This is a genomic window from Microbacterium sp. NPDC089696, from assembly GCF_044749125.1.
GTDB lineage: Bacteria > Actinomycetota > Actinomycetes > Actinomycetales > Microbacteriaceae > Microbacterium.
In genome coordinates this window covers 620,869-646,297 of sequence record NZ_JBIVHF010000001.1, presented here as the reverse complement: position 1 = coordinate 646,297, position 25,429 = coordinate 620,869, and the positions used below count along the sequence as shown (strand labels likewise).

The 25,429-nt window shown below is 72.8% G+C and carries 20 protein-coding genes; 2 read left to right on the top strand and 18 right to left on the bottom strand.

Annotated elements, in window-relative coordinates; all coding sequences use genetic code 11:
- Positions 1–50: 50 nt before the first annotated feature.
- The 8 genes from ACIPY8_RS03085 to ACIPY8_RS03050 form a co-directional block, all read right to left on the bottom strand.
- The gene (locus tag ACIPY8_RS03085; protein ID WP_400814835.1) at positions 51–500 is read right to left on the bottom strand and encodes a hypothetical protein; all 450 of its coding nucleotides are present in this window, start codon (positions 498–500) and stop codon (positions 51–53) included.
- Positions 497–4,705: a hypothetical protein gene (locus tag ACIPY8_RS03080; protein WP_400814833.1), complete on the bottom strand. Its 4,209-nt coding sequence runs from the start codon at positions 4,703–4,705 to the stop codon at positions 497–499. Before ACIPY8_RS03080 ends, ACIPY8_RS03085 begins: the two co-directional genes overlap by 4 nt.
- Positions 4,706–4,709: 4 nt before the next feature.
- Positions 4,710–5,051, bottom strand: coding sequence for a hypothetical protein (locus ACIPY8_RS03075; RefSeq protein WP_400814831.1), 342 nt, complete (start codon positions 5,049–5,051; stop codon positions 4,710–4,712).
- A complete protein-coding gene (locus tag ACIPY8_RS03070; protein WP_400814829.1) occupies positions 5,048–5,488 on the bottom strand; it encodes a WXG100 family type VII secretion target in 441 nt (146 codons plus the stop codon). The genes ACIPY8_RS03075 and ACIPY8_RS03070 overlap by 4 nt, the downstream gene beginning before the upstream one ends.
- 51 nt (positions 5,489–5,539) lie before the next feature.
- On the bottom strand, positions 5,540–5,833 hold the full coding sequence (locus ACIPY8_RS03065) for a WXG100 family type VII secretion target (RefSeq protein WP_050723320.1): 294 nt from the start codon (positions 5,831–5,833) through the stop codon (positions 5,540–5,542).
- Between the two features lie 101 nt (positions 5,834–5,934).
- Positions 5,935–6,585, bottom strand: coding sequence for a hypothetical protein (locus tag ACIPY8_RS03060; protein ID WP_400814827.1), 651 nt, complete (start codon positions 6,583–6,585; stop codon positions 5,935–5,937).
- A 160-nt stretch (positions 6,586–6,745) separates the two neighbouring features.
- Positions 6,746–11,083 carry an FtsK/SpoIIIE domain-containing protein gene (locus ACIPY8_RS03055; protein WP_400814824.1) on the bottom strand — a complete coding sequence of 1,446 codons (4,338 nt, stop codon included), beginning with the start codon at positions 11,081–11,083 and terminating at the stop codon, positions 6,746–6,748.
- Positions 11,080–12,147, bottom strand: a complete 1,068-nt coding sequence (locus ACIPY8_RS03050; protein WP_400814822.1) for a hypothetical protein — start codon at positions 12,145–12,147, stop codon at positions 11,080–11,082. The genes ACIPY8_RS03055 and ACIPY8_RS03050 overlap by 4 nt, the downstream gene beginning before the upstream one ends.
- A gap of 75 nt (positions 12,148–12,222) precedes the next feature.
- On the opposite strand from ACIPY8_RS03050, the gene ACIPY8_RS03045 reads away from it, so the two are divergent.
- Both ACIPY8_RS03045 and ACIPY8_RS03040 read left to right on the top strand, forming a co-directional pair.
- Positions 12,223–12,882: a hypothetical protein gene (locus ACIPY8_RS03045; RefSeq protein ID WP_400814820.1), complete on the top strand. Its 660-nt coding sequence runs from the start codon at positions 12,223–12,225 to the stop codon at positions 12,880–12,882.
- Positions 12,866–13,576 carry a hypothetical protein gene (locus ACIPY8_RS03040; protein WP_400814818.1) on the top strand — a complete coding sequence of 237 codons (711 nt, stop codon included), beginning with the start codon at positions 12,866–12,868 and terminating at the stop codon, positions 13,574–13,576. Before ACIPY8_RS03045 ends, ACIPY8_RS03040 begins: the two co-directional genes overlap by 17 nt.
- A 23-nt stretch (positions 13,577–13,599) precedes the next feature.
- On the opposite strand, the gene ACIPY8_RS03035 is transcribed toward ACIPY8_RS03040, so the two are convergent.
- From ACIPY8_RS03035 to ACIPY8_RS02990, 10 genes are read right to left on the bottom strand one after another with little or no spacing between them, the layout of a single operon-like run.
- Positions 13,600–13,959, bottom strand: coding sequence for a hypothetical protein (locus ACIPY8_RS03035; RefSeq protein WP_400814815.1), 360 nt, complete (start codon positions 13,957–13,959; stop codon positions 13,600–13,602).
- 11 nt (positions 13,960–13,970) lie between these two features.
- The gene (locus ACIPY8_RS03030; RefSeq protein WP_400814813.1) at positions 13,971–14,741 is read right to left on the bottom strand and encodes a hypothetical protein; all 771 of its coding nucleotides are present in this window, start codon (positions 14,739–14,741) and stop codon (positions 13,971–13,973) included.
- Positions 14,742–14,768: 27 nt separating this feature from the next.
- Positions 14,769–15,506 (bottom strand): hypothetical protein, encoded by a 738-nt coding sequence (locus tag ACIPY8_RS03025; protein WP_400814811.1) that lies wholly within the window; start codon positions 15,504–15,506, stop codon positions 14,769–14,771.
- Entirely contained in the window at positions 15,494–17,158 is a 1,665-nt protein-coding gene (locus ACIPY8_RS03020) for a serine/threonine-protein kinase (protein ID WP_400814809.1), read from the bottom strand. The genes ACIPY8_RS03025 and ACIPY8_RS03020 overlap by 13 nt, the downstream gene beginning before the upstream one ends.
- Positions 17,155–18,468, bottom strand: a complete 1,314-nt coding sequence (locus ACIPY8_RS03015) for an FHA domain-containing protein (RefSeq protein ID WP_400814807.1) — start codon at positions 18,466–18,468, stop codon at positions 17,155–17,157. The genes ACIPY8_RS03020 and ACIPY8_RS03015 overlap by 4 nt, the downstream gene beginning before the upstream one ends.
- Positions 18,468–19,280 carry a PP2C family protein-serine/threonine phosphatase gene (locus tag ACIPY8_RS03010; protein WP_400814805.1) on the bottom strand — a complete coding sequence of 271 codons (813 nt, stop codon included), beginning with the start codon at positions 19,278–19,280 and terminating at the stop codon, positions 18,468–18,470. Before ACIPY8_RS03010 ends, ACIPY8_RS03015 begins: the two co-directional genes overlap by 1 nt.
- Positions 19,277–20,770 carry an RDD family protein gene (locus ACIPY8_RS03005; protein ID WP_400814803.1) on the bottom strand — a complete coding sequence of 498 codons (1,494 nt, stop codon included), beginning with the start codon at positions 20,768–20,770 and terminating at the stop codon, positions 19,277–19,279. Before ACIPY8_RS03005 ends, ACIPY8_RS03010 begins: the two co-directional genes overlap by 4 nt.
- Positions 20,767–23,184 carry a transglutaminaseTgpA domain-containing protein gene (locus ACIPY8_RS03000; RefSeq protein WP_400814801.1) on the bottom strand — a complete coding sequence of 806 codons (2,418 nt, stop codon included), beginning with the start codon at positions 23,182–23,184 and terminating at the stop codon, positions 20,767–20,769. Before ACIPY8_RS03000 ends, ACIPY8_RS03005 begins: the two co-directional genes overlap by 4 nt.
- Positions 23,181–24,443, bottom strand: a complete 1,263-nt coding sequence (locus tag ACIPY8_RS02995) for a DUF58 domain-containing protein (RefSeq protein WP_400814799.1) — start codon at positions 24,441–24,443, stop codon at positions 23,181–23,183. Before ACIPY8_RS02995 ends, ACIPY8_RS03000 begins: the two co-directional genes overlap by 4 nt.
- On the bottom strand, positions 24,443–25,414 hold the full coding sequence (locus ACIPY8_RS02990) for an AAA family ATPase (protein ID WP_400814797.1): 972 nt from the start codon (positions 25,412–25,414) through the stop codon (positions 24,443–24,445). Before ACIPY8_RS02990 ends, ACIPY8_RS02995 begins: the two co-directional genes overlap by 1 nt.
- Between the last annotated feature and the right edge of the window lie 15 nt (positions 25,415–25,429).

The following is a 25,429-nucleotide window of genomic DNA, read 5'->3' as shown; positions in this document are numbered from 1 at the left end:
GCGGAAGCCGCGCACGACCGCTCCCCATAGAAGGTACCGTCCCGGCGCGATCAGCTCGGCAGGGCAGGATGCCGGTGCGCCGTGACCTCGAGGTCGTCGACATCCACCCAACGCGCCCAGCCGTCGCGGACGTTCCCTTCCCAGCCGTCACCCCACACGAGTCGGCTGTCGCGCGTCACGATCGCCGCGCGACCGTCACGCACCGCCTGCACCCCGTACTCGGCGCCGTCGAGCACCGCCGTCCACGTCCACCGCACGAGATCGTCGACCTCGGAAACCGCGACGCGCACGACGTCGTCGGACGCGGGTCGCTCATCGCTCACCTCGGGGGTGCCCGGAGGGACCGCGTCTCGTCGAGCCGTGACGTAGTCGACGGGCACTCCGAACGTGCCCGCGCTCGCGGCGGCGAGGAACTCGACCTCCGTGCCGCGGACGAATCCGAAGAGACCGACGGGATGCGGCGCCGCCGACCCGCGTTCGGCGACCTCGGGCGTGCTCACGCACGCACCTGCAGCCACGTCTGGGTGTCGTCGAGGACGGCGAGCAGCCGGTACGTCCCGGTCGTCGTGACCTCCCACATCTCCGCTCGCGGCAGCGCGACCGTGCCGGTCGGCGCGTAGAGCTCGGGCACGACGTTGCCGTCGGGCGTCGGGATGCCCGACGAGGTGAAGCCGTTGCCGGTGAAGGGCGCCGGATCGTTGTAGGACGACGGTGCACCCAGCAGACGGTCGTTGAAGGGGATCTCCGGCGCCGTGGCGGTCTGGTAGCGGATCATCTGGATCGGACCGTCGAGCAGCGAGTGGAACTGCGAGTTCTGGTAGTCCAGTCGGAGTCCGGTGAACACGTCCTGCGCGTTCCCGAAGTGCGTGACGTCCTGCAGCCTCGTGACGAATCCTCGGAAGGAGTCGAGACCGTACGGGTACGAGCCGGAGATCCGGGAGAGGTCCTCACCCGGCGCGATGACCCGCTGGAAGACCGTCGAGCCGTCGACCTGGACCAGTCGGCGCAGGTCGTGCAGGAACTGCACGTCGGCGGGGCTCAGCGACGAGGTCGGGGTATGGATGAGGTCGACCAGGTCGTCCATCGTGCGGCCGGATGCCGTCACGTGGCCCTCGAGCTCGGCGTACGCCGAGCGCATGCTGTCGACCTGCTCCGGCGCCCACTGGGTCGTGTACGTGCTGCCGTCGGAGAGCGTGTACTCGCGTCCGGGCACTCCGCCGGTGCTCGTCGACGGATCGGCTGCGGTCGGGTCTGCAGCGCTCCCGCTGCCGTCGTCGCCCGCGGCGCTCGCGGGGTCGGCCCCGTCGACGGGATCCGCGGCTGCGGGGTCGGCGGTCGCAGGGTCGGCGGTCGGGGTCGCGTCCGCCGTGGTGGCGTCGGTCGCCGCGTCCGCAGCCGTGTCCGCCGCGTGCGGGGCGGCCTCGCCCGCATCGGGGGTCGTGGTGGTCCCGGCATCCGGCGTGTGCGCTGCCGCACCGGCATCCGCTCCGCCCGCAGGCGTGTGCACCGCAGCGTCGGGCGTGCGCACGGAGGCGTCGGGCGTGACGGCCGCGCCGCCACCGGCGACCACCGGACGGTTCGTCGAGGCGTCGGGCGTCACCGTGGCGTCGCCGTCGACACGTCCGGGAACACGCACCCGATCGGGATCGATCTGGAACTCGGTGACGCGGATGTCGCCGTTCGGACGCGCCTCGACGAGCTCGTAGCGCACGTCGAGCGTGCCGTTGCGGATCGCCTCCACCACGTTCGGGTCGGCGTCCGGACTCTGCATGTAGGCGTCGAGGCTCTCCTGCAGGCGACGGTCGCGCTGGGCGATGTCGTCGAGGTAGGCCGTGGTGCCCTGCTCGGCGCGCACGCCGTCGACCGTGCGGTACCCGAGCGACGAGTTGCCGCCCTTCGCCTCGTAGACGTGCAGCGTGGGCTCGGGGTTCCCGGTGATCGTCACGTGGTCGAACTGCCCGGAGCCCGCACCGCCCGGTGCGATCAGCGTGGTCTCTCCGCGCGCCGCGGACACGGCGCCGGCAGCCTGGTCGCCCAGCCTCTCCGACCCGCCGCGCAGCGCGTCGGCCGCCTTGCGCTCGTCGTCGAGAGCCGCACGGATGCGGTCGGCGTCACGCTCGGACAGGTGCCCGTCGTCGACGAGGTCGCGGATCGTCTCATCGACGTCCTCGGATCGGCCGTTCAGGTCGGCGGGATCGATGTCGGCCTCGCGAGCGAGGTCGTCGACGCGCTCGGAGGCGTCGCGCGACTCGTTCTGCAGGTCGGTGCGCTCGTCGACACGCGCCTGGTGGTCGGCCTGAGCGTCCGGGTCCAGACGGAAGTCCTCCGCGTCGCCGCGCACCGCACGATCGACCGGGAGGTCGGTCTCGGGCTTGTTGGTGTCGGTCGCGAAGTGGTGCGTGTCGGCGTCGTGCAGACGGCCGGTGCGGTCGCGGTACGTGTTGTCGGGGTCGCCCTCGAGCGTGCGGCGGCCGTCGTCGGTCTGCAGGTACTGGCGGCCGTGCTGGTCGTGGGTGGGCGCGGGGCCGTCCCACTCGCGACGCGGCTGGTCGGCCGGTGTCGAGTCCTGGTCGGCCGGCGTGTGCGCGGCCGCGTCATCGGCATCCGCTCCGTTGCCGTCCGTCGTCGGGTCGGCGCCGTCGGCGTCCGCACCCGTGCCGTCGGCGTCCGCACCCGTGCCGTCGGCGTCCGCACCGGTCCCGTCGGCCGTCGGGTCGACGTCGAGGTCGGTGTCGACGGGCGGCGTGGTGTCGAGGTCGATGTCGGTCGGTGCGGTCGAGTCGCCGTTCGACGACGAGCTGCCGCCCTCGCTGGACGTGCCGCCGTCGACGGGGGTCGACGTGCCGGTCGGAGCAGAGTCTCCCGCACCGCCCGTGCCCGTGCCGGTCGGAGCAGAGTCGCCCGCACCGCCGCCGAGTCCGGACGAGTCGCCGCCCGTGCCCTGCGAGGTCGGGGCCGGGTCGGGGGTCGAGGAGCCTCCGTCGGTACCCGACGAGGCCGGGCCGTCGCCGGTCGACGAGGCGTCGGCGCTGTTATCAGGGGTCGAGGTGCTGTCCGGGGTCGACGTGGTCTCCGGAGCGGACGAGCTGTCGCCACCCGAGGAGGAGCCGTCGCCTCCCGAGGAGCTGCCGCCGTCGCCTGCCGACGAGCCGCCGTCTCCGCCGCTGCCGCTGCCCTCGGGGGTCACGTGCACATCGGTGGCAGCCGGGGCGTCGCCGTGGTTCGAGGGTGCGGCGCCGCCGTCGGAGCCGCCTCCGCCGATGTCGCCGCCCTGTCCGGTCGGACCGTCGAAGTCGGTGCGAGGGGCGCCGCCGCCGTCTCCGCCCGACGCGTTCGCCGCGTCGCCGGTGCCCGAGGGGCCATCGTAGTCGTTGACGTGCACGCCGCCGCCGCTGTTGCTGCCGCCGCCGGCCGCTCCGCCGCGACGTCCGGGAAGGCGCGCTGAGCCCGCGACGCCGAGGCCGGTGCCCATCGCGATGGCCGCTCCCGTGATCTCCTCGCCGCGCACGGCCAGGTCGACGACCGTGCCGCCGGCGCCGCCCGCGCCGTTCGCGAGAGCCTGCACGACGAACCGCTCGCCGGCCTTGCCGAACGGGGCCACGATCGCGGCGGTCAGCGAGCTGCCCGCGAGACCCGAGAGCGCAGCCGCACCGTAGTTGGCGTTGCTGCCCTGCACGGTCTCGGCGATCACGGAGGCTCCGGTGCCGGAGACGATCTCGATCCCGGCGCGCGTGAGCCGGGGGAAGTTCTGTCCCGCACGGACGAGCCCCGGCACGATGGCGCGCAGACGCGCAGCGAGACGCGTGGCCACTCCCACGCACTTCGTGACGAGCGCGCCGATGCGTCCGCCGATCGCGATGACGCGGGCCGTGATGGCCGCCGCACCCGCGACGCCCGCGGCGCCGAAGGTCACGAACGAGAGCGCGAAGCTCAGACCGGCGCCGGCCACCACCTCGATCACGAGCTGGATGAGCATGTTCCGGGTCTCCTCGAGGGTGTCCCGGATGGTCTGCGCGTACTCCTTGCAGATGTCGTCGATCTGGCCGATGCCCTCGTCGGCGCTGAGGAACGTCGTCAGGCCGTCGGCGAAGTCGTCGACCTTCTGCGTGATCGCCGCGATCTCGCCGCTGTCGATGCCGGCGAGGGAGTTGTCGGCCAAGCGGATGCTGGTGCGCAGACTGCCGATGTCGCTGAGGATGCCGCGCCACGCGCGACCCGCCTCTTCGAGCTTGTCGGGGTCGCCGTCGGGGAACAGCGTGCCGATGAAGTTGAGGATCTGGTCCCACACCCACACGGCCGCACTGTCGAGGCCCTGCACCATGGTGTCGGGGCGTCCGCCGAACGCCGAGGGCGGCGGGGCGACGCTGGTCTCGGCGATCGCCGGGCGCAGCACGAAGGCCGAGCCGGCGTCGTACACGATGCCCTCGGCGTTCGCGTTGGCCTGGGCGTGCGTGCCGCCGGATGCCATGAGGCTGCGGTCGAGGCCGCGCGAGGCGACCGCGATGTCGTACAGCGTCTGCATGGCCGCGGCGGCCATGGCGTCGTAGGACTCGGAGAAGGACTCGCCGCCGGGGTCGGTGCCGGCGATGCCGCCCGTGCCGGAGAGGGCGCTGCGCGCCTCGATGGCGTAGTCGAGCGCCTGCTGCGCGATGGTGTCGTAGGCGTCTGCCGCGGTGGAGTACTTCGCGGGATCGATTCTCACCATGACGTCACACCGCCACGGGTCCGCGGCCGCCGCCGCCACCGCCGGAGCCGCCGCCGCTGCCCCACATGCCACCGACGGACGACTGCGCGGTCTCGTACTGCGTCGCGGCATCCCCCGCCCAGGTCGCGAGGAACTCGGCGAACTGGGTGAGGATCGTCGCGCCGACCTGCCAGGTCTGCACGCAGTTGACGAACTCCTGGTTCGCGATGCCGCTCCACTGGGCGCTCACGGCGCCGGTCGCCCCGGACGCGTGCGCCTGGAGCTCGCCGCAGTAGCCGTGCAGCTGCTTGAGCGCCGACTCGAGGCCGCGGATGTCCGCCGTCTCGTATGTGTGCAGACCGCTCATGCGGTGTCCCCCTTGCTGACCCGTGCCTCGATCGTGACCTCGGCGGGCATGGCCTGCACGCCCTCGGCCTGGAAGGCCGCGGGCGCGGCCTGGGCGCCGCCGTTGCTGCTGCCGGTGGTGCCGGGCATGCGGATGTTGACGTTCGACGAGCGGGAGGCCGCCGTGAGCTGTGCCTCGTTGCCCTCGTAGTTGCTCTGCCCGCTCTGCAGGCGCGCCGCGATGCTCATGAGAGCCTCACGGGTGACGCCCGCGCTGGAGAGGAACGACGTCCACTCCTCGAGGAAGGCGTCGGCCGCGCTCCCCGTCCAGGTCGAGCCCACGACCGCGTTCACCGCGGCCGTGACCTGAGCGAGCTGCGCGTCGAACTGCGCGACCGCTCCGGTCATCGACGCCGCGGAGAACCCCAGCGCCGGCGTGGATACGTGGAACTGCACCACGAGGCATCCCCCCTCACATCAGCAGGCCCGGAGCACCGGGCGGAAAACGACTTAGGAACGGAAGCTGTTGCCGATGTTGTTCTCGGACTCCTCGTAGGCCAGCGCGGCCTTCGAGAGCTGGTCGCTGATGCCGTTCAGGGACTCCTTGAGCTGGATGCCGGCGGCGTCCCACTGCTCGTAGAGCTCGTTGAACGTCTGCGAGGCGGAGCCGCCCCAGTCGCCGGCGATGAGTCCCTGCACGAGCGACTTCAGGTTTCCGAGCTGCGACTCGATGGACGTCGCGCCCGAGGAGAGCTGGTTCGCCACGCCCGCGAGCGACTCCGAAGTTACCTTGATCTCAGCCATGTCATACCCCCTGCTTCATGCGGCGACGCCGCGGAATTGGTCCGTTATATTCCTAACACGCGCGGGGCGGCGAGCCGATGGGGAGAACTCCCCATGCGCCGTCAGGAGACGACGAGGACCGCGTCGCCGAGGAGCAGCCGGTCGCCCGGCACGAGGGCCGAGGGCGTGCCCGCGACGAGGGCGTACTGCGTGCCGTCGCGCTCGAGGAGGGTGCCGTTCGCCGACCCGGGGTCCGTCGCGATCACGGCACCGACCACCGGGGACAGCACGAGGTGCACGCGCGACATCGCACGGGCGGGGTCGTCGAGGCGCACGGGCGCGCCCTGGTACGCCGACGCACCGCGCTCGGGCGAGCGTCCGAAGACGAGCACGGCGTCGAGTCCGAGGCTGCGGCCGTCCGGCAGGGCGACGGCGGTCGGGAGTGCGGGAGCGGATGCCGCGGGCTGCGGGGTCTCGGGCTGCTGCGGGGCCGCGGCCTCGGGGACCGGCGCGGAGGCGGTGGGCTGCGGAGTGGGCTCGGCGAGGGGCGGTGCGGCCGGCTGCTCGGCGGCGAGCGGTGCGGGGAGCGGGACGGGCGGCAGCGGCTCGGAGACACGCTGCTGCTCGGCGGGAGACGCCGGAGCGGCGGCCGTGGCACCTCCGGGGAACGGCGGGACGACGTTTCCCGGCATGCCGATGAGCTGCCCGCACGACGGACAGAACATGCTGTCCGGTCGCACGGCCTCGCCGCAGAAGCGGCACTGAGTGCTCATCGACTGATTCCCCCGTCTTGGTCCTGCCGTGCCGTGAACTCGGTCACGACACCCGCGTCAGTCTATCCCGCCGCCGGGCGCGTGAGACCGCTGTCGCAGATCCGCAGCGAGGTCGCAGGACTCAGGCCGGAACCTGCGACGTCGGCGCGGATCTGCGACGTCAGGCGGTCAGGTCGGGGACCTGCACGGGCATGTACGAGCCGTCGCTGAAGAACACGCCCGTCCCGGGGGCCGCACGGCCCACGTGCGTGCGCGCGAGCTGGACCCCGAACACCTGGGTGCCGACGATGGTCGACGGCGGTGACAGCAGGATGCCGGCGCGACCCTTCTTCGCCTCGGTGAGCGCCACGGTGAGCGACGACCCCGCCGACTCCGCGCCCACCCCGACGATGAAGCGCGCATGCCCGCGGGCACCGCCGAGCGCACGGTCGAGCGGGGTGTCCCTGATCGACTCGCTGTCGTCCACGATGACCGTCAACGGCTGGTCGGTCGGCGTGAGCGCGGCGGCGATCTCCTCGTCCGGCGTGCGCGGCGTCAGGACGGTGACGCCGTGGCTCTTCGCGACCTCGGCGAGGATCGAGCCCTCCCGCGCGACGATGACCATGGGCGTCTTGTGCCACCCGAGCTGGTGCGCGAGCGCCGCGAGCGTGTGGGTCTTGCCGCTGCGGCGGTCGCCGGCCACGACGAAGCCGCCGACGTTCGGCCAGTCGATCGTGACGCGCGAGAGCTGGTCGCCGCCCACCGCGACCACCGGGGTCTCGGCGGTGGATCCGCCCAGCAGCGGCAGCGAGTGCACGACGCTGAGGCCGATGCGCGAGGGCAGCGGGTCGACCCGCAGGGGCTGCGGCAGCTCGGCGAGCTGCGGGAACTGGCCGAAGTGTCCGCGCACGTACTCGACGATGCCGCGGGCCGCCGCGGTCTGCGCCTCGCCGCCCGGTTCGGCGGAGAGCACCGCGAACTGCGCCTCCGTGCCCTCGGAGCCGAACAGCGCGCGCCCCGGGGGCATGTTCGGTGCGAGGTCGCGGATCATGATGCCCGCGCCCCGGTAGTCGTTGATGTCGCGCATGCGCAGGGCGTACTGCGTGTCGATGAACGTCGAGACCTTGTCGGACGAGATCGACCGGTCGGCCGTGAGGATGAGGCGCAGGCCGACGGCCGGCCCCTCGCGCAGCAGGCGCATGACCTGGTCGCGCACCAGCACCAGGTCGTCGGCGCTCATGGAGGCGCCGAGGCGCTCCCATCCGTCGATCACGACGATGTTGTAGGGCAGGGCGTCGCGGGCGTCGACCTGGCGGCGCTGCTCGGCGATGCTGCCGACGCCGGCGCGGGCGAGGATCGCCTGCCGGCGGGACAGGTCCATGCCCAGTCGGTCGAGCAGACGGGGCAGACGCGCGGCGTCCTGAGGGGTCACGACGGCGCCGGTGTGCGGGGCGTCGGCGAACGGCAGCAGTGCGCCCGTGCCGTAGTCGACCGCGTAGATGTGCAGGTCGGCCGGCGTGAAGCGCTGCACGGCCTGAGCGAGCAGCGTGCGCACCGCTGTCGTGCGCCCGGAACGGCTGCCGCCGAAGAACAGCAGATGAGAGCCCGTGAGCACGTTCCACACGAGCGGACGCTGGTTCTGCTTCGACGGCACGTCCACGAGACCGAGCACGAGCCCTCCCTCGGGTGCCGAGGACTCGTCGAAGCGGTCGAGGGGCAGCAGGTCGGGCAGGGGCAGCAGCCACGGCGAGGGGCTGCGCTCGATGCCGAGGGCCGTGGCCGCCTGGTTCGCGAGCTGCACGAGGCCGCGCAGATCGGTGTCGTCCTGGTCGGGGCGGTGTGCGGCAGCCTCGACCGCGGGGAAGCGCGGAGGGAGGCCGACGGTCTGCCAGTCGAAGCGTGCGGCCGGGGGCAGCACACGCGTGGTGCGCTGGTGACCGATGCGGAGTCCGGCCACGCGCGCGGTCTGGAACGGCATCGGCGCCGCGTCGAGACCCGCGCGCACGTAGCCGCGACCGGGCGTGGACGCCGAGATGAGCGCGGCATCCGGCACGCCGATGATGTCGGTCGAGTCGGCGCGATCGGTCACGCGCAGGGCGATCCGGAGGTTGATGTTCGACTGCATCTCGGGCGTGATCACGCCGGAGGGGCGCTGCGTCGCGAGCACGAGGTTCACGCCGAGCGATCGGCCCACGCGCGCGATGCGCACGAGACCCGTGATGAAGTCCGGCAGCTCGGTCTTGAGCTCGGCGAACTCGTCGACCACGATCACGAGGCGCGCGAGACCCAGACGGGCCGCGGCCTCGGCATCCTTCTCCCAGGCGGCGTCGACGTCCTTGGCGCCGATGTCGTCGCGGAGCACCCGCTCGCGGCGCTTGAGCTCCGCGTCGAGCGAGGCGAGCGCGCGCTCGGTCTCGCGGGCGTCGAGGTTCGTGACCATGCCGACTGTGTGCGGCAGGCGCGCGCAGTCCGCGAACGCGGATCCGCCCTTGTAGTCGATCAGCACGAAGTTCAGCGCGTCGGGACGGTTGGCGAGCGCGAGCGAGATCACGAGCGCCTGGAGGAACTCCGACTTTCCGGAACCGGTCGTCCCGGCGACGAGGGCGTGCGGACCGTCGGTCGCGATGTCGATCGCGTACTCCCCCTCGGCACCGGCGCCGATCACGACGTACGACTGCCGCGGCACGACCTGCCACTGGTCGATGATCGGCTGCGGGTCGGCGAGGTCGATGCCGAGCAGCTCGGTGTAGCGGACGCTGCTGGGCACCGTCGCATCGTCGCCGACGCCGCGCACGTGCTCGATCGAGCACAGCGCGCGGGCGATCTCCTCGGCGTAGCCGACGCTCACCTGGTCGAACAGCACCGGCGAGTGGTACGCGTCGCCGGACTCGACGCGGCCGAGCAACGGGTCGCCGGGATCGGCCACGACCACGGTCGTCGCCTCCTCGGGAAGGCGCGAGCGGTCGGAGTCGATCGCGATCACGTGGATGCCGTAGGCGGCGCCGTGCTCGAGGATCGTGACCATCCCGGGGAGCATGCGGTAGCGCCGCGCCCCGTCGACCACGAGCACGATCTGCGACTCGGAGTCGAGACGACGGTCCTTGCCGATCCGCATCCGGATGTCGAGCAGCGTGCCGATCTCACGGATGCGCTCGCGGCGCGTGAGGTCGGTGTTGCCGATCAGCGCCACGGGCCCCACCCCGGGCTGGGCGTGCGGCAGCCACTGCGTCCACGACCACGCGTGCTCCTGGTCTCGGTCGCACAGCACGACGACCTGCAGGTCGCGCGGTGAGCGCAGCGCGACGAGGCCGGTGAGCATGGCGCGGGTGACGCCGCTCGCGACGTCGGCCGGCCCCGCCACGCCGACGGGACCTGCGGCGAGGTCGACCGCCACCGGCGACGGCGAGACGCCCACGCGTCTCTCGCTGCGTCTCTCCTTCTGCGGACCGCCCTCGAAGCGCACGTCGAGGGGCACGTCGGCCACGCCCACCCGCGCGCGCAGCGCGTCCTCCTCGCCGCGACGGCGCTCCCACAGGCGCGAGAGCGGGCGCGTGACGACGTCGCGGATGTACACCGGGTCGAGGTGGTGGTACCAGCTCGTGAGCCGCTGCTGGCGCACGTACACGGCGATGCGGCGGCGCGCGTCGTCGATCTCGTCGATCCAGTCGGCCTCGCTGCGCTCGCCCTTGCGCCGGGCGAGCTTCTTGTTCGCGAAGAACGACCCGATGACCATGACCGGCGACGCGGCGGCCATCAGCAGCATGATGGGGCGCTGGAACACGACGGCCAGCGTGATGCCGAGCACCACGGGCACGATCGCGGAGAGCCACGGCAGCGGCGAGGCGTCCTGCTCCTCGGGCTTGTCGCCGGGCAGCGGGATGACCGGGGGCACCTGCGAGGGGCGGATGCGCGACGGACGGTTGAACGCCCGCGTGCCGACCTCGTCGATCGTGATGTCGGCGTCGGAGGCGGGCGCCGCGCCGATGCGGACGACACTGCTGCCGAGCTGCACGAGGTCGGCGGGGACGATCTCGGCGGTGCGCTCGTCGCCGGAGCCGTTCACGACCAGCTGCCCGTCGGGCGCCAGGAGCTCGACGTGCGCCGTGAGGGGCAGCAGCGAGCCGTCGGCGGCGACGCCACCGGACACCGTGATCGTCGCGTGCTCGTCGCCGAGGTGCGGGTCGGCCACGCGCACGGCGGCGGAGGAGCCGCGGCCGATGGTCGTCGCGACACCCGGGGTCATCGCCACGGACTCGCCGGCGAAGGGGCCGGCCACGAACTCCAGGCGCAGCGCTCCCGGCTCGAGGACCACGGGATGCCGGGACGGCACGACCACACCGCTGCGGATGCCGGTCGCGGTGAACGCCGAGGCAGGGTCGGTGCCCGGCGCCAGCTCGTCGACCGGGACGTCGAGCGACTCGCCGATCTCGGAGATGGTGGTGGCCTCGTCGATCTTGACGATCCACGACTCGGGCTGCGGTGCCCCTGGGCGGTCGGCGACGGTCAGCCGAAGGCTCATGATGCGGGTATCCCTTCCAGAAGCCGGGCGAGCCCGGCCAGCGGTGCGGCCTCCTCGGCCTGCTCCTCCTCGACCGGAGCCGACACGAGCGACAGCGGCGCTTCACTCTCCCACGACGGAGCCGCGAGCGCGACGCCGTCGACGTCGTCGTCCGCGGTGACGCTCCCCCACGAGAACCGCCCGTCGTCGGCGACCACGCGGAAAAGCAATTGCGCCGGGCCCTCGCCGGTGCGCTCGACGCCGCCGTCGGCCGTGCAGCGCAGGCCGACCGACTGCGGGGTGCTGCAGACGATCGTGGCGTCGCCGCCCCACACCTGCTCGACCATGTCGAGGCCGTCGACGTCGCCGATCACGTGGAGGCCGCCGACGGTGCGCGCGGGAGAGTCGACGAACGTCACCGTCACCTCGCCCGACACGGACTGTCCGGCGTCGTCGGTGATCGTGACCGGGATCGCCACATCGCCGGGGATCGTGCCGCGCACCGCGATGTGCGTGGCACTCACACCGACCGCGACGCCCGAGGGCACGGCCGACTTCCCCACGGGCGGCGGCGTCTCGACGTGGATCGTGGCTCCGCCCTCGGCCGTGCACGCGGCACAGGTGATCGCGAGCGCCGAGATCGGCAGGAGGGCCTGCTCGCCGACCGCGATCGGGAGGTCGATACGGTCGACGCCGACCTCCGGGACGGGAGGCGGTTCGAGCCGCACACGGTAGTCGACAGAGATGCGGAGGGAGCCGAACACCTGGGGCACGGTGAGGGTCTGGGTGCCGAGCGCGGGATCGAAGCCGGCCGACACGAGCGTGACGCTGTCGTCGGCGCACGTGACCGCGATGCCGTCGAGCGTGCCGACCCCCGAGCAGTCGATCAGCCAGCCCTCGCCCGGACGGATCTCGCTCACGTCGGAGTACGACACCTCGATCGCATCACCCGGCGCAGGGGCTGCGGCGGGCGCCGGAGCCGCGGCGAGCGCTGCGGATGCCGTGAGAGGAGATCCGACCAGGAGGGCACCCGCGAGAGCGGCGAGAGCGAGAGCTCCGCGCCGGCGTCGGTGCGTCGAGGTCATGGGACTCCAGGGTCGGCGACAGGCCATGACTAGGATAGACGCGCCCGACCACGACGGAGAATCCGCAGCCCATCCATGAGCGACATCCCGCGCACACGCCGCCAGCAGAACGCTGCACCGGCGGTCGAGCGACCCGCGGACGCCATGATCACGGCGGCCCCCGTCCCGTGGACCTCGACGCGCGGCTCTGCCCCCGCGGCCCTCGACGGGCAGCTCGGTTGGGACTCCCCACGCCCGAGCCTGCAGGTGTCCCCCGGCGCCATCCGCACGCTGGAGACCTCCGGCGACGTCCTGCCCGAGCTCGAGGAGGCGCCCGAGAAGCAGCGTCCGCTGTGGCGGCATCCGGCCTTCCTCATCTCCGTCGGCACCACGCTGCTCGCGCTCATCGCCTTCGTCGTGTTCCTGATCCTCGGCGGACTGTCCGGCGGGTCGACCGCGACCGACCTCAAGCTCGAGGTCACCGACAACGCCGTGCGCGTCGACTGGTCGGGTCCCGACGTGCCGTACCAGGTGATCGTGGTCGACGGGCCCTCCGGTCCGACCCTCGACGTGTCGCAGCTCGTGACCGGCACCGAGGCGTGGCTGCCCCGGGCCGCGGCGATCGTCGACGACGGATCGTGCATCGTCGTCCGCCCCGTCGAGGGCAACGAGACCGCCGACGTCAAGCTCGACCGGGCCACGCTCGACGCGCAGGGCGGGGTCTCGGGATGTGTCGCGGATGCCGCGGCGGGCTGACGCGCGGCTGATCGCCGTCGTGCTCGGTGCGGCCCTGGTGCTGACCGGCTGCACGTCGAAGGCGACGCCGGCCGAGCCGGTGCCGACGCCCACGCACCTCGACCTCGGATCGTGGGACGCGGAGACCTCGGGCAACGGGCTCGTGCTGCTCGACGCCGACTCCGCGCGCGCGACGATGCTCGCCGCCGTGCGGGAAGCGGGCACCACCACCATGACGGGGACGTACACGAACGGGGCGGGGCGCACGCTCGCGGTCGAGGTGCACGGCTCGAGCGCGCAGACCGTCGCGGAGTTCACCGTCGACGACGCGACCACCACCGTCGTCGTGACCGACGGGCAGACCTACGTCCGGCCATCCGAGACGACGGCGGTCGACGGACTCGACGCCGGCGTCTACAGCTGCGTCGCAGACGACGAGGAGGCGCTCACGCGCTGGTCGTCACTCCTGCATCCGCTCCAGACCCTGGCGGAGTACACGGGCGACGCCTCGACGCTCGGAGCACCCGGCGACGACGCGGTCGATCTGGTGATGGGTGCGGACGGCACGCTCGGCTCCCTCCGCGTGCAGACCCGGGGACCCGCACTGCCGATCTCGCTCACGCGCGCCGATGCGGCGGGGACGCTGCAGCTCGAGTTCTCGGGCTGGGGCGAGGAGATCGACGTCCCCGACCTCGGATCGCCCGCGGGCTGCTGACGGACCGCTCGCGGCCGACCGGATCAGGCGAACTCGGAGCCCTCGGGCACCGCCCATCCCGGCAGCCCGTTGCACGCCGACGCCAGACGGTGGAGCCCGAACTGCGGGTGCGAGAACGCCTCCCAGATGCGGGTGGTGTCCTTCGCCTGCGCCGCCTCGATCATGTCGGTCAGGGTCTCGGGCGCGCCCGAGGCCCAGGCCGTGTAGTCCTCGTCGTCGACGCCGAGCGACCCGAGGTCGGCGATCGCCAGCACATCCTCGGCGGCGCTGATCACGTCGGCGAAGGTGTGCGGGAGACGCTCGTTGCACCCGACGACCGCGACCGTCAGCGCGGTCACCGGTTCGATGAGCTGCTCGCAGCGGCTGGCTCGGAGATCTGCCATCTTCGTTCCCCTCATCCCCGCTCCGCGCGCGGCGGGGCGGTCGTCTCGGGCCCCAGCAGGGCCACTGTCCTCCGGAAGATCGTGGAGCGGTCGGCCGTGACCTCGATGTCCACCCCCGCACCGCGCCCGGCGATGCAGATCGCCGCGAGTGCGGCGCGGACGTTCTCGGGGGCGACCATCGTGTCGAGCGGCAGGCGGATGCCTCCGTGGTCGGCGATGACCTCGAAGATCCCGTGCATCTCGCGCGGCGCGGCGTCGCGGAGCGCGCGGACCCCGCGCACGCCGATCGTGTACTCGGACTGCATGCGCCCGGCGGCGCGCTCCACGGCGGCGGCCGGTGCGCGCAGGAACGGCACGGCCCCGCCCCGGTCGTCGTAGCCGACGCCCCCGATGATCGAGGTCCACGGCAGGTCGACGTGCTCGGCCACCCGCAGCCCCTCGGCGCTCACGACGAGGTAGTCGTCGCCCGAGGCGCGGCCGATGCCCAGACGGCGGCGCAGCAGCGCGAAACGCACCAGCAGCACCCCGGCGGCGAGCGCCAGCAGGGCCAGCAGCAGCACGGTCACGGGCCCGCCGAGCTGCCCGACGAGCACCGCGACGAACGTCGTGGACGCGGCGAGGAGGACCAGCGCGGCGACGACGAGCACGACGGTGTTCGCCCGCAGCCGGCGCCGAGCGGCAGCCCGGTCGAGCCGCACCGCGAACACCCGTCCGCCGGCGAAGTAGTCCCGCCACTCGCGCTCGTGCGTCTCGGTGAGGCCGAGGGCGCTCAGCTCGTGCACGGGCATCCGCTCCGGGAACGCGTCCGTTCAGGCATCCTCGTCCTCCGCGGACTCCTGCGGTCGGTCGAGCTCGGCGAGGTCGTCGCGGGTGACGAGGCGCGTCGCGATCGTGTACTCGACGAGCCGCGCACGGCGGTTCGTCGCGAACGAGCGCTGGCCGCCGCGCATGCCCGGCACTCCGATGCGGTCGAGCTTGTCGCACACGTTGTCGAGCTTGCGGTTGAAGCGCGTGACCGTCCAGCCGAGGCGCGCAGCGGCCCGCGCCGACGTGGGGATCTCGCTCATACCGGTGCCGTCGCGCAGCAGCTGCGGTTCGGCGAGCGCGAGGATCAGGAGGCGCTGGCTCGCGGTGAGCGGCACGTCGCCGATCGTGGAGTCGCCGCTCGTGGTCTCCCGCTGCGTGTCGCGGAACGCGGGCTGCGTCGAGTGCACCACGAACTCGTAGGTCGTGGGCCCCGCGCTGAACACGACCGTGGTCGCCTCGAACACGAGGGGCAGGCGCGCGCCGGGCGAGAGCCAGGCCTGCACGCCTCCGGAGCTGTCGGTGACCGAGGCCGTCAGGCGCGAGCCGATGTTCGACAGCCACCACAGGCCGTCGACGTCGGCGATCTCGAGGAAGTTGCGATGCAGGAAGAGGTTGTCGTCGATCGCGAGGTCGCCCTCGCGGCCGACCGAGAACCGGCTGCCCTGCTCGATCGTGAAGTACTCGCCGGCGAACTCGACGGTCACCGTCCCGACGTCCGTCGTGTCCGTCACTGCACGCACCCCCGTACCGGTTCGGATGCTCGTCCGTCGTCTCGTCGCAACGCCACGTCGATGCAGACCTGTCCCGCGGCCGCGCCCTCGATCGTGGCGGTGGTCTCGGTCGTGGTCGACGCCGCGCCGGAGCCGTCGAGCTCGACCGGCATCCAGATGAAGCTGTCGCCCTCGAGCGGATCGGTGTTCGTCCACGTGAACGTCACCTGGTCGCCCGTGCGCGTGCCGGCGAGGTCGGAGACCTGCGGCACCACGTCGGACACGACGTCCTTCGGATCGACCTCGTCCTCGGTCGCCACCGGGTCGGGGGTCGGCGCGTTCGCGACGAGCAGGTTGAGCCCGACGATGCCTCCGACCACGACCACGACACCGGCCGCGATGAGGCCGATCCAGAGTCCCCGGCGACTGCGCGGCCTCGGGTCCTCCGCGACCGCGGCTCCGGGTGCGACAGGCGGCGTCGGCGCCGGTGCGAGGCGGGGCGCGGATGCCGTGGCACCGGGCGTCGTTCCGGCCGGTGCGCTCGCCTGGGGGGACACGACCACGGGTCCGCGTGCGATCGTGCGGTCGTCGTCGTCGTCGGGTGCGGGCGCCGGAGCGGGGGCGCGCAGCTGCGTGGCCTCGTCGACCGGTTCGGGGCTGTCGAAACGCGGGACGTCGGGTGAGGCGAACGCGGGTCCCTTGGGCTGTGTCGCGGCAGAGGGGCGGGTGAACGCGGCGACGTCCGGATCGATGCTGACGATCTCGCGGACGCGGGTGAGGCCGTCGCCGTCGTCGTCGAGGTCCTCGGCCGGCGGGTGGTCGTCGACGATGTCGATCGGCGTGACCGAGTGCGAGAGCTCGATCTGCACCTTCTGCAGCGCGCGGGCGAACGCGACCGCGCTCGGGAAGCGGTCGTCGGGGTTCTTGGCCATCGCGCGCTCGAGCAGCCGCTGCAGGCTCTCCGGCGAGTCGGGGCGCGCGAGCGACGGGAGCGCCGCGCGCTCGATGCGCTCGATGAGGTCGGCGCTCGAGTTGCGCTCCCCTGCCCGCTCGAACGGCGACCGGCCCGCGAGGAGCGTGAACAGGGTCGCCCCGAGCGCCCACACGTCGGTGCGGGGGCCGCTCTGAGGCGGGTCGGCGAACGACTCGGGCGGCGACCACGGGATGGACATCCCGGATGCCTCGCCGGTGGCGCCGGTGGTCGACGCGATCCCGAAGTCGGTGAGCGCCGGACGGTTGTACTCGGTGACGAGGATGTTCGCGGGCTTGATGTCGCGGTGCAGCACGCCGGCGCGGTGCGCGGTCTCGACGGCGCCGGCGACCTGCACTCCGACGCGCAGGGCCTCGGCGACCGAGAACGACTCCTTGCGGGCGCGCACCTGGAGGTTCGGCCGCGGGCAGTACTCCATCACGAGGTAGGGACGGCCGTCGCCGGCGACGCCGGCCTGGTAGATCGTGACGATCGCGGGGTGCGTCGACAGCATCGCCATGACGTTCGCCTCGTCGGCGAACTCCTGTGCCGCGCTGCTCGCCAGACGGTCGGCGAGCAGCACCTTGACCGCCACGCGGCGGCGCGGCATCTGCTGCTCGTACAGGAAGACGTCGGCGAAGCCGCCCGTGCCCAGAGGCTCGAGGTAGGTGAACCCGGGCAGCTCGGGCGGCGGAGAGGGGCGACGACTCACGGCAAGTCCTCGAAGGCGACGGTCACGCCGTCGCCGAGGTCGACCACGTCACCCGAGAGCACGATCGTCTGCTCTCCGGGGTGCAGGCGCACCGGGTCGGCCCCGGAGCGCAGCAGGGTCGAGCCGTTGGTGGTGTGCAGATCGATCACGACCACCGTGTCGCCCTCCGGGCGCACCTCCAGGTGGCTGCGCGAGATGTCCTGCTGCGGGCTCTCGACCGCGATGAGGTGCGGGAGGTTGGCCCCGCTCGCACGCGTGGAGCGCGGTCGGCGGCCGATGATCACCGTGCGGTCGAGGGTCACGACCTGGCCCGTCGAGACCCGGATGCGGCCCGTGCCGCCCACGACGGGGAGCGCGATGGTCGGCGCCTCGGGAGACACGGGGGCGTCACGGCGCAGCGCACGGGCCTCGGCGGAGGAGATCGTCGCGCCGTCGTGGTCGCCCGCGAGCGCCGGGTCGGCCACGGCCTCCGGGGCGTCGGCGGCCGGGCGGTGGATCGTCTGCCCGAACAGCAGGTCGAACTCGTCGATCTCGTCGGTCGAGGCGACGTCCTCGGGCATGAGCGTGTCGGTGAGGTCGGGCTCGGGCTCGGGCTCGGGCTCGGGCTCGGGCTCGGGCTCGGGCAGGATCGTGTCGTCGAGGTTCGGCTCGTCCGCCTCCGGTGCGTCGGCCGCGGACACGTCGCTCACCGGGACGGGCGCGTCCTGCATCGTCACGGGGACGGGTGCGGGCACCGGGGCCGGCACGACGACGGGGATGCCCGGCGCCGCGTCGACGGAGACCGCGGCGACCGTCCGGTCGGCCTGCGGAGAGGACGTCGGGGCGAAGCCGGCGGCCGCGTTCTCCACGCGCGCCGCGGCGGGTGCTCCGGCCGGGTCGAGGACGATCCGCGCGGCGCGGACCACACCGCCGACGATCGGCAGCTCCGCGGCATCCTGTGCCTCGCCGTCGCCCGTGACGAGCTCGACGCGGGTCGCGCCGCGCAGCAGCCGTTCGCTCCACGTCGACACCTCGGCGCCGCTGATGCGCACCGGGCCGTCGGCCGTGTCGACGACGACCTCGATCGCACCGCGCACCGCGACGCGGGCATCGCCGTCGCCGAGGATCACGGCCGCGAAGTCCGGCAGCGACGCCAGCGATCCTCCCGAGCGCGCCGTGAGCAGGTCGACGATCGCTCCGAGCTCGCGGATGCCGTCGAACCCGCTCCACGCGTCGGCGATCAGCCCCGCGTCGCTCGAGGCGGGCAGCACGAGCAGAGCCTGCTCGCGGATCAGGGCGTTCCACGTTCCCGGGCGGTAGTTCACACGCATCAGCGCACTCCTCCTGCTGCTTCCCGCGGACGCGTGTCCGCGATGTCCGGCTCATCCGTCTCGACGAGAGTCCCGGGTCGGGAGGCGACCGCGATCGCGTCGACCACGACGACCGTGACGTTGTCGCGTCCGCCCGCGTGCACGGCGCTCGACACGAGGAAGTCGGCCGCGCGCTGCGGGTCGTCCTCGACCATGAGGATCTCCCGGATGGCCCCGTCGCTGAGCTCGGAGGACAGACCGTCCGAGCACACGAGCAGGCGGTCGCCGCGTTCGGCGGGGAACAGCCAGTAGTCGACCTCGCCGTCGCTGCCCGCGCCGATCGCGCGTGTGATGACGTTGCGGCGGCGGTCGGTCTGCGCGTCCTCGGGTCGCAGCTCACCGGCCTCGATGAGCTCCTGCACGACCGAGTGGTCGACGCTCACCTGCTCGAGGTCGCCGTCCTCGAGCCGGTAGACGCGGGAGTCGCCGATGTTGAGGACGAGCCAGTAGCCCATCCCGTCGACGTTCGCGATCACGACGCCGCTCAGCGTCGTCCCCGCGCGTCCGTTGCTGCTGGTCGACAGCGCTTCGACCTCGGCCCGCGCGATCGCCACCGCGTCGCGCACGTCGTCGAGCGCGAGGGCCTCGCGGCCCACGTGGCGCGCGAACTCGGCGATGACGGTCGCGCTCGCGCGCTCCCCCGCCTCGTGCCCGCCCATGCCGTCGGCGACGAGGAAGACCGGCGCCGTCGCGAGGAAGGCGTCCTCGTTGAGCGTGCGCCGCAGACCCGTGTGCGTCGCCGCGCCCGTGGAGACCGCCAGGGGGACCGTCATGCGTAGCCGCCGATCGTCACGATGCGGTCGCCGATCTCGAGGGCGTCTCCGAGCCGCACGGGGACACGCTGACCGGCGGGGCATGCGATCCGCTGACCGTCGCGCACCAGGGTGACGCCGTTGGTCGAGAAGCGGTCGAGCACCCAGCCGCCGGACGTCGACGCCGCGGCCTCGAAATGCGTCTTCGAGAGCGACAGGGTCTCGTCGCGGACGGGCACGACGATCACGCCGTCCTCCGCCTCGGGGTTGCGTCCGAACACCGTGCGGCGCGACACCGTCACGCGCGTCCCGTCGTCCCACGTGAAGACGAGACGGTGGCCGGGGATGCTGATCCGCGTCTCCTCCAGGTCGTCGTCGAGCCCCTCGGCCGAGGACGCCGCGGTCGCAGGCTCCGGAGTCTCGGGCATCGGGGCCGGGGCGGGCACGTCGGCTGCGGGAGCGACGGGGAAGGCCGGAGCCGGCGGGACGCCGGGGAAGGCGGGAGCGGCCGGACGATCGGGGGCCTGCGCCGGGGCGTCGACCGGTGCCTCCGCGGCCGGACGCGGCGGCGGGGAGTCGAGGGTGATCCCGGGGACGTAGGCGATCACCCCGTCATCGGCCACCGGTGCGGGCGGCGTCGTCGTGATGGAGACGGCCGGGTCGATCGATGCCGGCGCGTGCTCGGGCACCGTCGGGAGGTCCGGACGAGCGGGCACGGCCGGCTCCGTCGGCAGGGCCGGCGCGGGAGGCGCGGCGAAAGCCGGAGCCGCCGGCACCACCGGAGCGACGGGGGCCTGCGGCGCAACCGGGGCCTCGGGTCGCGCGAACGGCGAGGCGGGCGCATCGACCGGCGTCCCGGGGGCCGCATACTCCTGCGGGACCGCATACCCCGAGGGCGCTTGCGGGGCGGGCGCCCCGGGTGCGGCGAGACCCGGCACAGGCGGCGCGAACGGCGCGGTGGGAACGGCCGGGGCCGCGAACCCCGGCGCCGCGGGGACCGCGGGAGCGGCCGCTGCCGCCGGTGCGGCCGGGGCGACGGCATCCGTCCGTGCGTCGTACATGAGCGACTTCGCCACCTTGTCGTGCCAGCCCTGGAAGCGCCCCGACCCGTCGAACAGCGGCGTGAAGTAACCGACGACGATCCCCGCGGACAGGCCGAAGATCACGTTGCGCAGCAGCGTCCGCCCGAAGCCGAGCGGAGCGCCGTCCTCGCCGACGAGTCGCAGGCCCTGCGCCCGCATGCCGATCGATCCGCGGCCGGACTGCATGACGGTGTAGAACACGAACCAGCCGAGGGCCAGCAGGCCGACGATCGGGAGGCCGACCGCGAGGACGGCGAGGCTCCCCAGTGCGCCCTCGGCGGTCGTCGCCGACGATGCGGATGCCGTGAATACGGCGAACACGATGACACTCGGCACGATCGCGATGCCGGCGGCGATCAGCGCGTCGATCAGGTAGGCGATCGCACGCCGGGAGATCGGCGCGATCCGGCCGGACGGTGGCTGCGTCATGGTGTCTCGCTCTCGGGTGAGGTGGACGTCGTCGGACGAGGGCTGCTCTCGATCGTGCCAGGTTCGCGGCGCACGCGCGCGGCCGCCGCCTCCTTGAGGTTCTGCAGGCCGACCGAGAACGCGGAGCCGCCGAGCAGCGAACGGAGGTTCAGACGCGCCTTCACGCGCTTCCAGAATCCGGCGTCCTTGCCGAGGCCGCCGACGATCGCGTCGACCTCGGTCCAGAAGGCGTCGACGTCCTCGTCGGTTGGCTCGGCGGGGCCGAACACCTCGGCATCCGCGCGCTGCGCCAGCGTCGTGACCTGCGGCACGGTGAGCGTCGCGGCGACGGATGCGGCCTCCTCGGCCCTCGTGCCGCCCGGCGGGATGCGCGCGCCGTAGTCGATGGCACGGTCGGCGAGCTCGTCCCAGCCGCCGCTGATCCGGTCGGCGGTGCGGGCGGCGTTGCGTCGGGTGCGACGCCGAGCCGCCTTCCACGCGCCGATCAGGATGAACGGCGAGGCGAGGAGCGCCAGCACACCGAGCGAGATGCCGCCGATCGCGAGGATCGCGCCGATGATGCCGAGGATGTTGAGGGTCTCGTCGTCGCCCTTGCGGTCATCGGGGAGCGTGGGCGGCAGGTCGACCGGCTCCTGCGGCGGGGGCGGCGGCTGCAGCACCTGCGGCTTCGGGTCGACCTTGGGCTTCGTGTTCTGGTCGTTCGGGACCTTGTCCTCGGGAGGGGTCGGGTTGAACGTCAGCCATCCGAGGCCCTCGAAGTTCACCTCGACCCAGGCGTGGATGTCGTCACCCGTCGCGGTGAACACGGCGTCGCCCGCCTGTTCCTCGTCGGGGTAGAAGCCCATCACGACGCGAGCGGGGATGCCGACCTCGCGCGCGAGCAGGGCCATCGCGACCGAGTACTGCTCGTCGTCGCCGATCATCTGGTCGCCGCCGATGAGCGTGGAGATGCGCTCGGCCGTGTGTCCGGCGCGTGACAACACCTCGCCCTCGAGCCCGTGGCTGAAGAAGCCGCCTTCCGCGAGGAAGCTCTCGAGCGCACGCACCTGCTCGATCGGCGACTCCGCTCCGGCGACGGTCTCGGCGGCGAGCGAGGTGAGCTCCTCGGGCACGTTGCTCTGCTTCGGGAGCGGCACGGTGCCGAACGGGGCATCGTCGATCTGCGTGTCGTCGTACTCATTCGGCAGGATCGTGTCGACCGAGTACGTGTCGCCCTGCCCGAGCTTCGCGGTGACGACCGCCGTGCCCGTGGCCGTGTTGTAGTAGGCCGAGCGTCGCAGCTCCTCGGCGCGGTCGCCCGTGAAGTCGATGTCCGAAACGGCCCCGGCATCCGGCAGCCAGACGCCCCGGTACTCGTCGATCTCGACCTGGAGGGTGACCGGGATGCCCTCGGCATCCGGCGACATGTTCGAGCGGAGCGGTCCGAACGCGCTCGACGATCCGGCGCCACCGTCGGTGACGTTGTAGACCATGCCGTCGTACTGGTCCATGACCGCGACGCGCACGCGCGCGCCCTTCGGCAGACCGTTGACCGTGAAGAGGGTGTCCCCGGCTTCGTCGCGCACGTTCTTGCGGAACGCCTGCAGCGGGCTCGGATAGTCGCGGATGTTGAACGGCGGGATGATGACGTCGCGGAACACGTGGCGCGACTGCGGGGGCGCAGCCACCGCGCTCGTCGCGACTCCGGCGCCGCCCGCGATCGCGAGCACCGCGGCACCGGCGATCAGCCGCCGCATCCGCATCTGGGAGGCGCGCGCCGGGTCGACCTCGCCGACCGACACCGCCGCGTTCTGCGGCGCCCACAGCTGACGCAGGGCGAGCCAGGCGATCGCGACGACCGCGAACACGAGTCCCTGCACGATCGGGAACGCGGGCTCCGGCGTTCCGAGCGCGATGACCAGCACGAGCAGCACGCCCAGGGGCAGCAGAGCCCAGGCGACCTGCGGCAGGCGCAGCGCGAGGCACGCCGCGAGGGTCGTGACGACGAGCGACAGGAGGAACGGCACGACGAGGTGGCCGTCCACGGCCGAGACGGGGACGACCGTGGTGAGCAGCTGCTTCCACGCGGTCACGGTGCCCACCGCGAGCTTCTCGAGCGTCTCGAGCGAGGGCACGACGCCGAGGATCGCGGTGTGCGGCAGGGCCAGGGCACCGCCGAAGACGAAGTAGACCGCGACGGTCAGGCCGGTCACGATCAGCACGCCCCAGCGCTGCCACGTCGACACCGCGGCGATCGCGAGACCGAGCAGGATGCCGCCGAGCGCGGCCGGGAGGTACGAGGGACCGGCGAACGTCGGCCAGAACCCGATGACGGAGGCGCCGACGAGCAGCGCGACCGCACTCAGGTCGAGGATCCAGCGGCGCAGCGGCAGACCGGCGAAGACTCCGGTGCTGTGGACGGTCGCGGCGGTCATGCGAGCACCTTCTGCAGGGCGAGGGGAACCTGCTCGAGCGCACCGACCGTGACGACGTCGGCGTCGCCGATGCGCCGCAGCGCCGGCGCCGACACCGTGCGGTCGGCGACGACCGCGAGGACCTTGGCGCCGAACGGCAGACGTGAGCAGGCGAGGCGGAGGTCGTCGGTGGCGACCTTCGAGCCGCACACGAGCACCACGACGCTCGCGAGGGGCATGGTGCGGGCGAGGACGCCGGCGAGATGGTCGATGCCGCCGTCGCGCGGCTTGGACTGCTCGACGCCCGACAACGAGTCGAGCAGTCGCTTGCCGGTGCCCGCGGGGAGGTCGCGACCCTGCACGCGCACGTCGACGCGCTGCGAGTCGCGCAGGGCGCGGAGGCCGATCGACCCGGCGGCCGAGATCGCGAGCTCGAAGTCCTCCTCGGTGGCGTAGTCGCCCGAGGAGCGCGACAGGCCGATCACGAAGTGCGACCGGCGGGTCTCCTCGTACTGCCGCATCATCATCGTCCCGGTGCGGGCCGTCGACCGCCAGTGCACGTGGCGCAGATCGTCGCCGGGCTGGTACTCCAGCAGTGCGTGGAACGAGACGTCGTCGCGCGAGAGATCGGCGGCAGGGAGACCCTCCAGGTCGCGCAGATAGCCGAGGGACTGGCCGTCGAACAGCACCGTGCGCGGGTGCACGTACAGGTCGACGGGGTCGTCGCGGCGGTGCGCGCGCTCGAACAGACCGAGCGGGTCACCGCGGACGACGCTCACGGGGCCGACCTTGACCACGCCGCGCTTCTGGGTGGGGATCGCGAACAGCTCCTCCGCCTCCTCGCCCGGTGCGAGACGCTGGATGCCGAACTCCCCGCGCCCCGCGCCCACCGGGAGCACGACGCGGGAGGGGAGGATGGCGCGGGCGCCGCGGTTCGCGAGCGTGAGAGCGCCCACCGCGCGCTCGCCGACCACGACGCGGGTGCGCGCGAGGTCGAGCGAGACGTCGTACGCCGTGCGGCCGATGAGGAACAGGGCGCACAGGGCGACTGTGATCGCGACCACGACGGCGGCGATCGTGAACTCCGCCCAGCCGCCGACCTGTCCGATGATCCAGAAGGCCACAGCGAGGGCGATGAGCACCCACGCGAGCGGACGGATCGCGGCGGTGATCAGACGGAGGCGCACCACGACGCGCGCGCCGATGACCGCCGCGACGTCACGCCATCCGGCATCGCGGTCGATCGGCGCGTTCGCGATCTCGTGGACCTCCGTCGTCATCAGGCCGCCGCTCGGGCCTGCGGTGCCGCGACGCCGTCGAGCACGCGCGCGATGACGGTCTCGGCCGACGTGCCGGCGAACTCCGCCTCGGCGTCGAGCAGCAGACGGTGCTGCCAGACGGGGCGTGCGAGGGTCTTGATGTCGTCGGGGAGCACGAAGTGGCGCCCCTGCGCGGCCGCCCAGACCTTCGCCATGCGGATCATCGCGATCGCCCCGCGCACCGAGACGCCCAGGCGGATCGCCGAGTCGTCGCGCGTCGCGGCGGCCAGTTCGGCGACGTAGCGCAGCACGGCGGGCTCGACGTGCACGGACGCGCCGAGGTCGGCCATGTCGGCCACGGCGCTCGTCGTGATGATCGCCGCGAGACCCGCCGAGGGGTTGCGGTCGGAGGCGCCGGAGAGGATGCTCTCGGTCACGTCGAGGTCGGGGTAGCCGATCGACGTCTTGATGAGGAAGCGGTCGAGCTGCGCCTCGGGGAGCTTGTACGTGCCCGCCTGCTCGATGGGGTTCTGCGTCGCGATCACGAGGAAGGGTCGGCCGGTCTCGTGCGCCACGCCGTCGACCGTGACCCGCGACTCCTCCATGACCTCGAGCAGGGCGGACTGCGTCTTCGGCGAGGCGCGGTTGATCTCGTCGGCGAGCACGATCGACGCGAAGATCGGGCCCTTGTGGAACTCGAACCGGTGCGACTGCTGGTCATAGATCGTGACACCGGTCACGTCGGACGGCAGCAGGTCGGGCGTGAACTGGATGCGCGTGCTGGTGCCCTGCACGGTCGCGGCGAGCGCCTTCGCGAGGCTGGTCTTGCCCGTGCCGGGGGCGTCCTCGAGGAGCACGTGCCCCTCGGCGAGCATCGACGACAGCACGAGGCTGACGATCTCGCGCTTGCCCTGCACGGCCTTGTCGACGTTGTCGACGAGGCGCTGGAAGGTGCCCTGGAACCAGGCGGCCTGTTCGGGGGTCATGCTCATGGGTGTGCGGTTCCT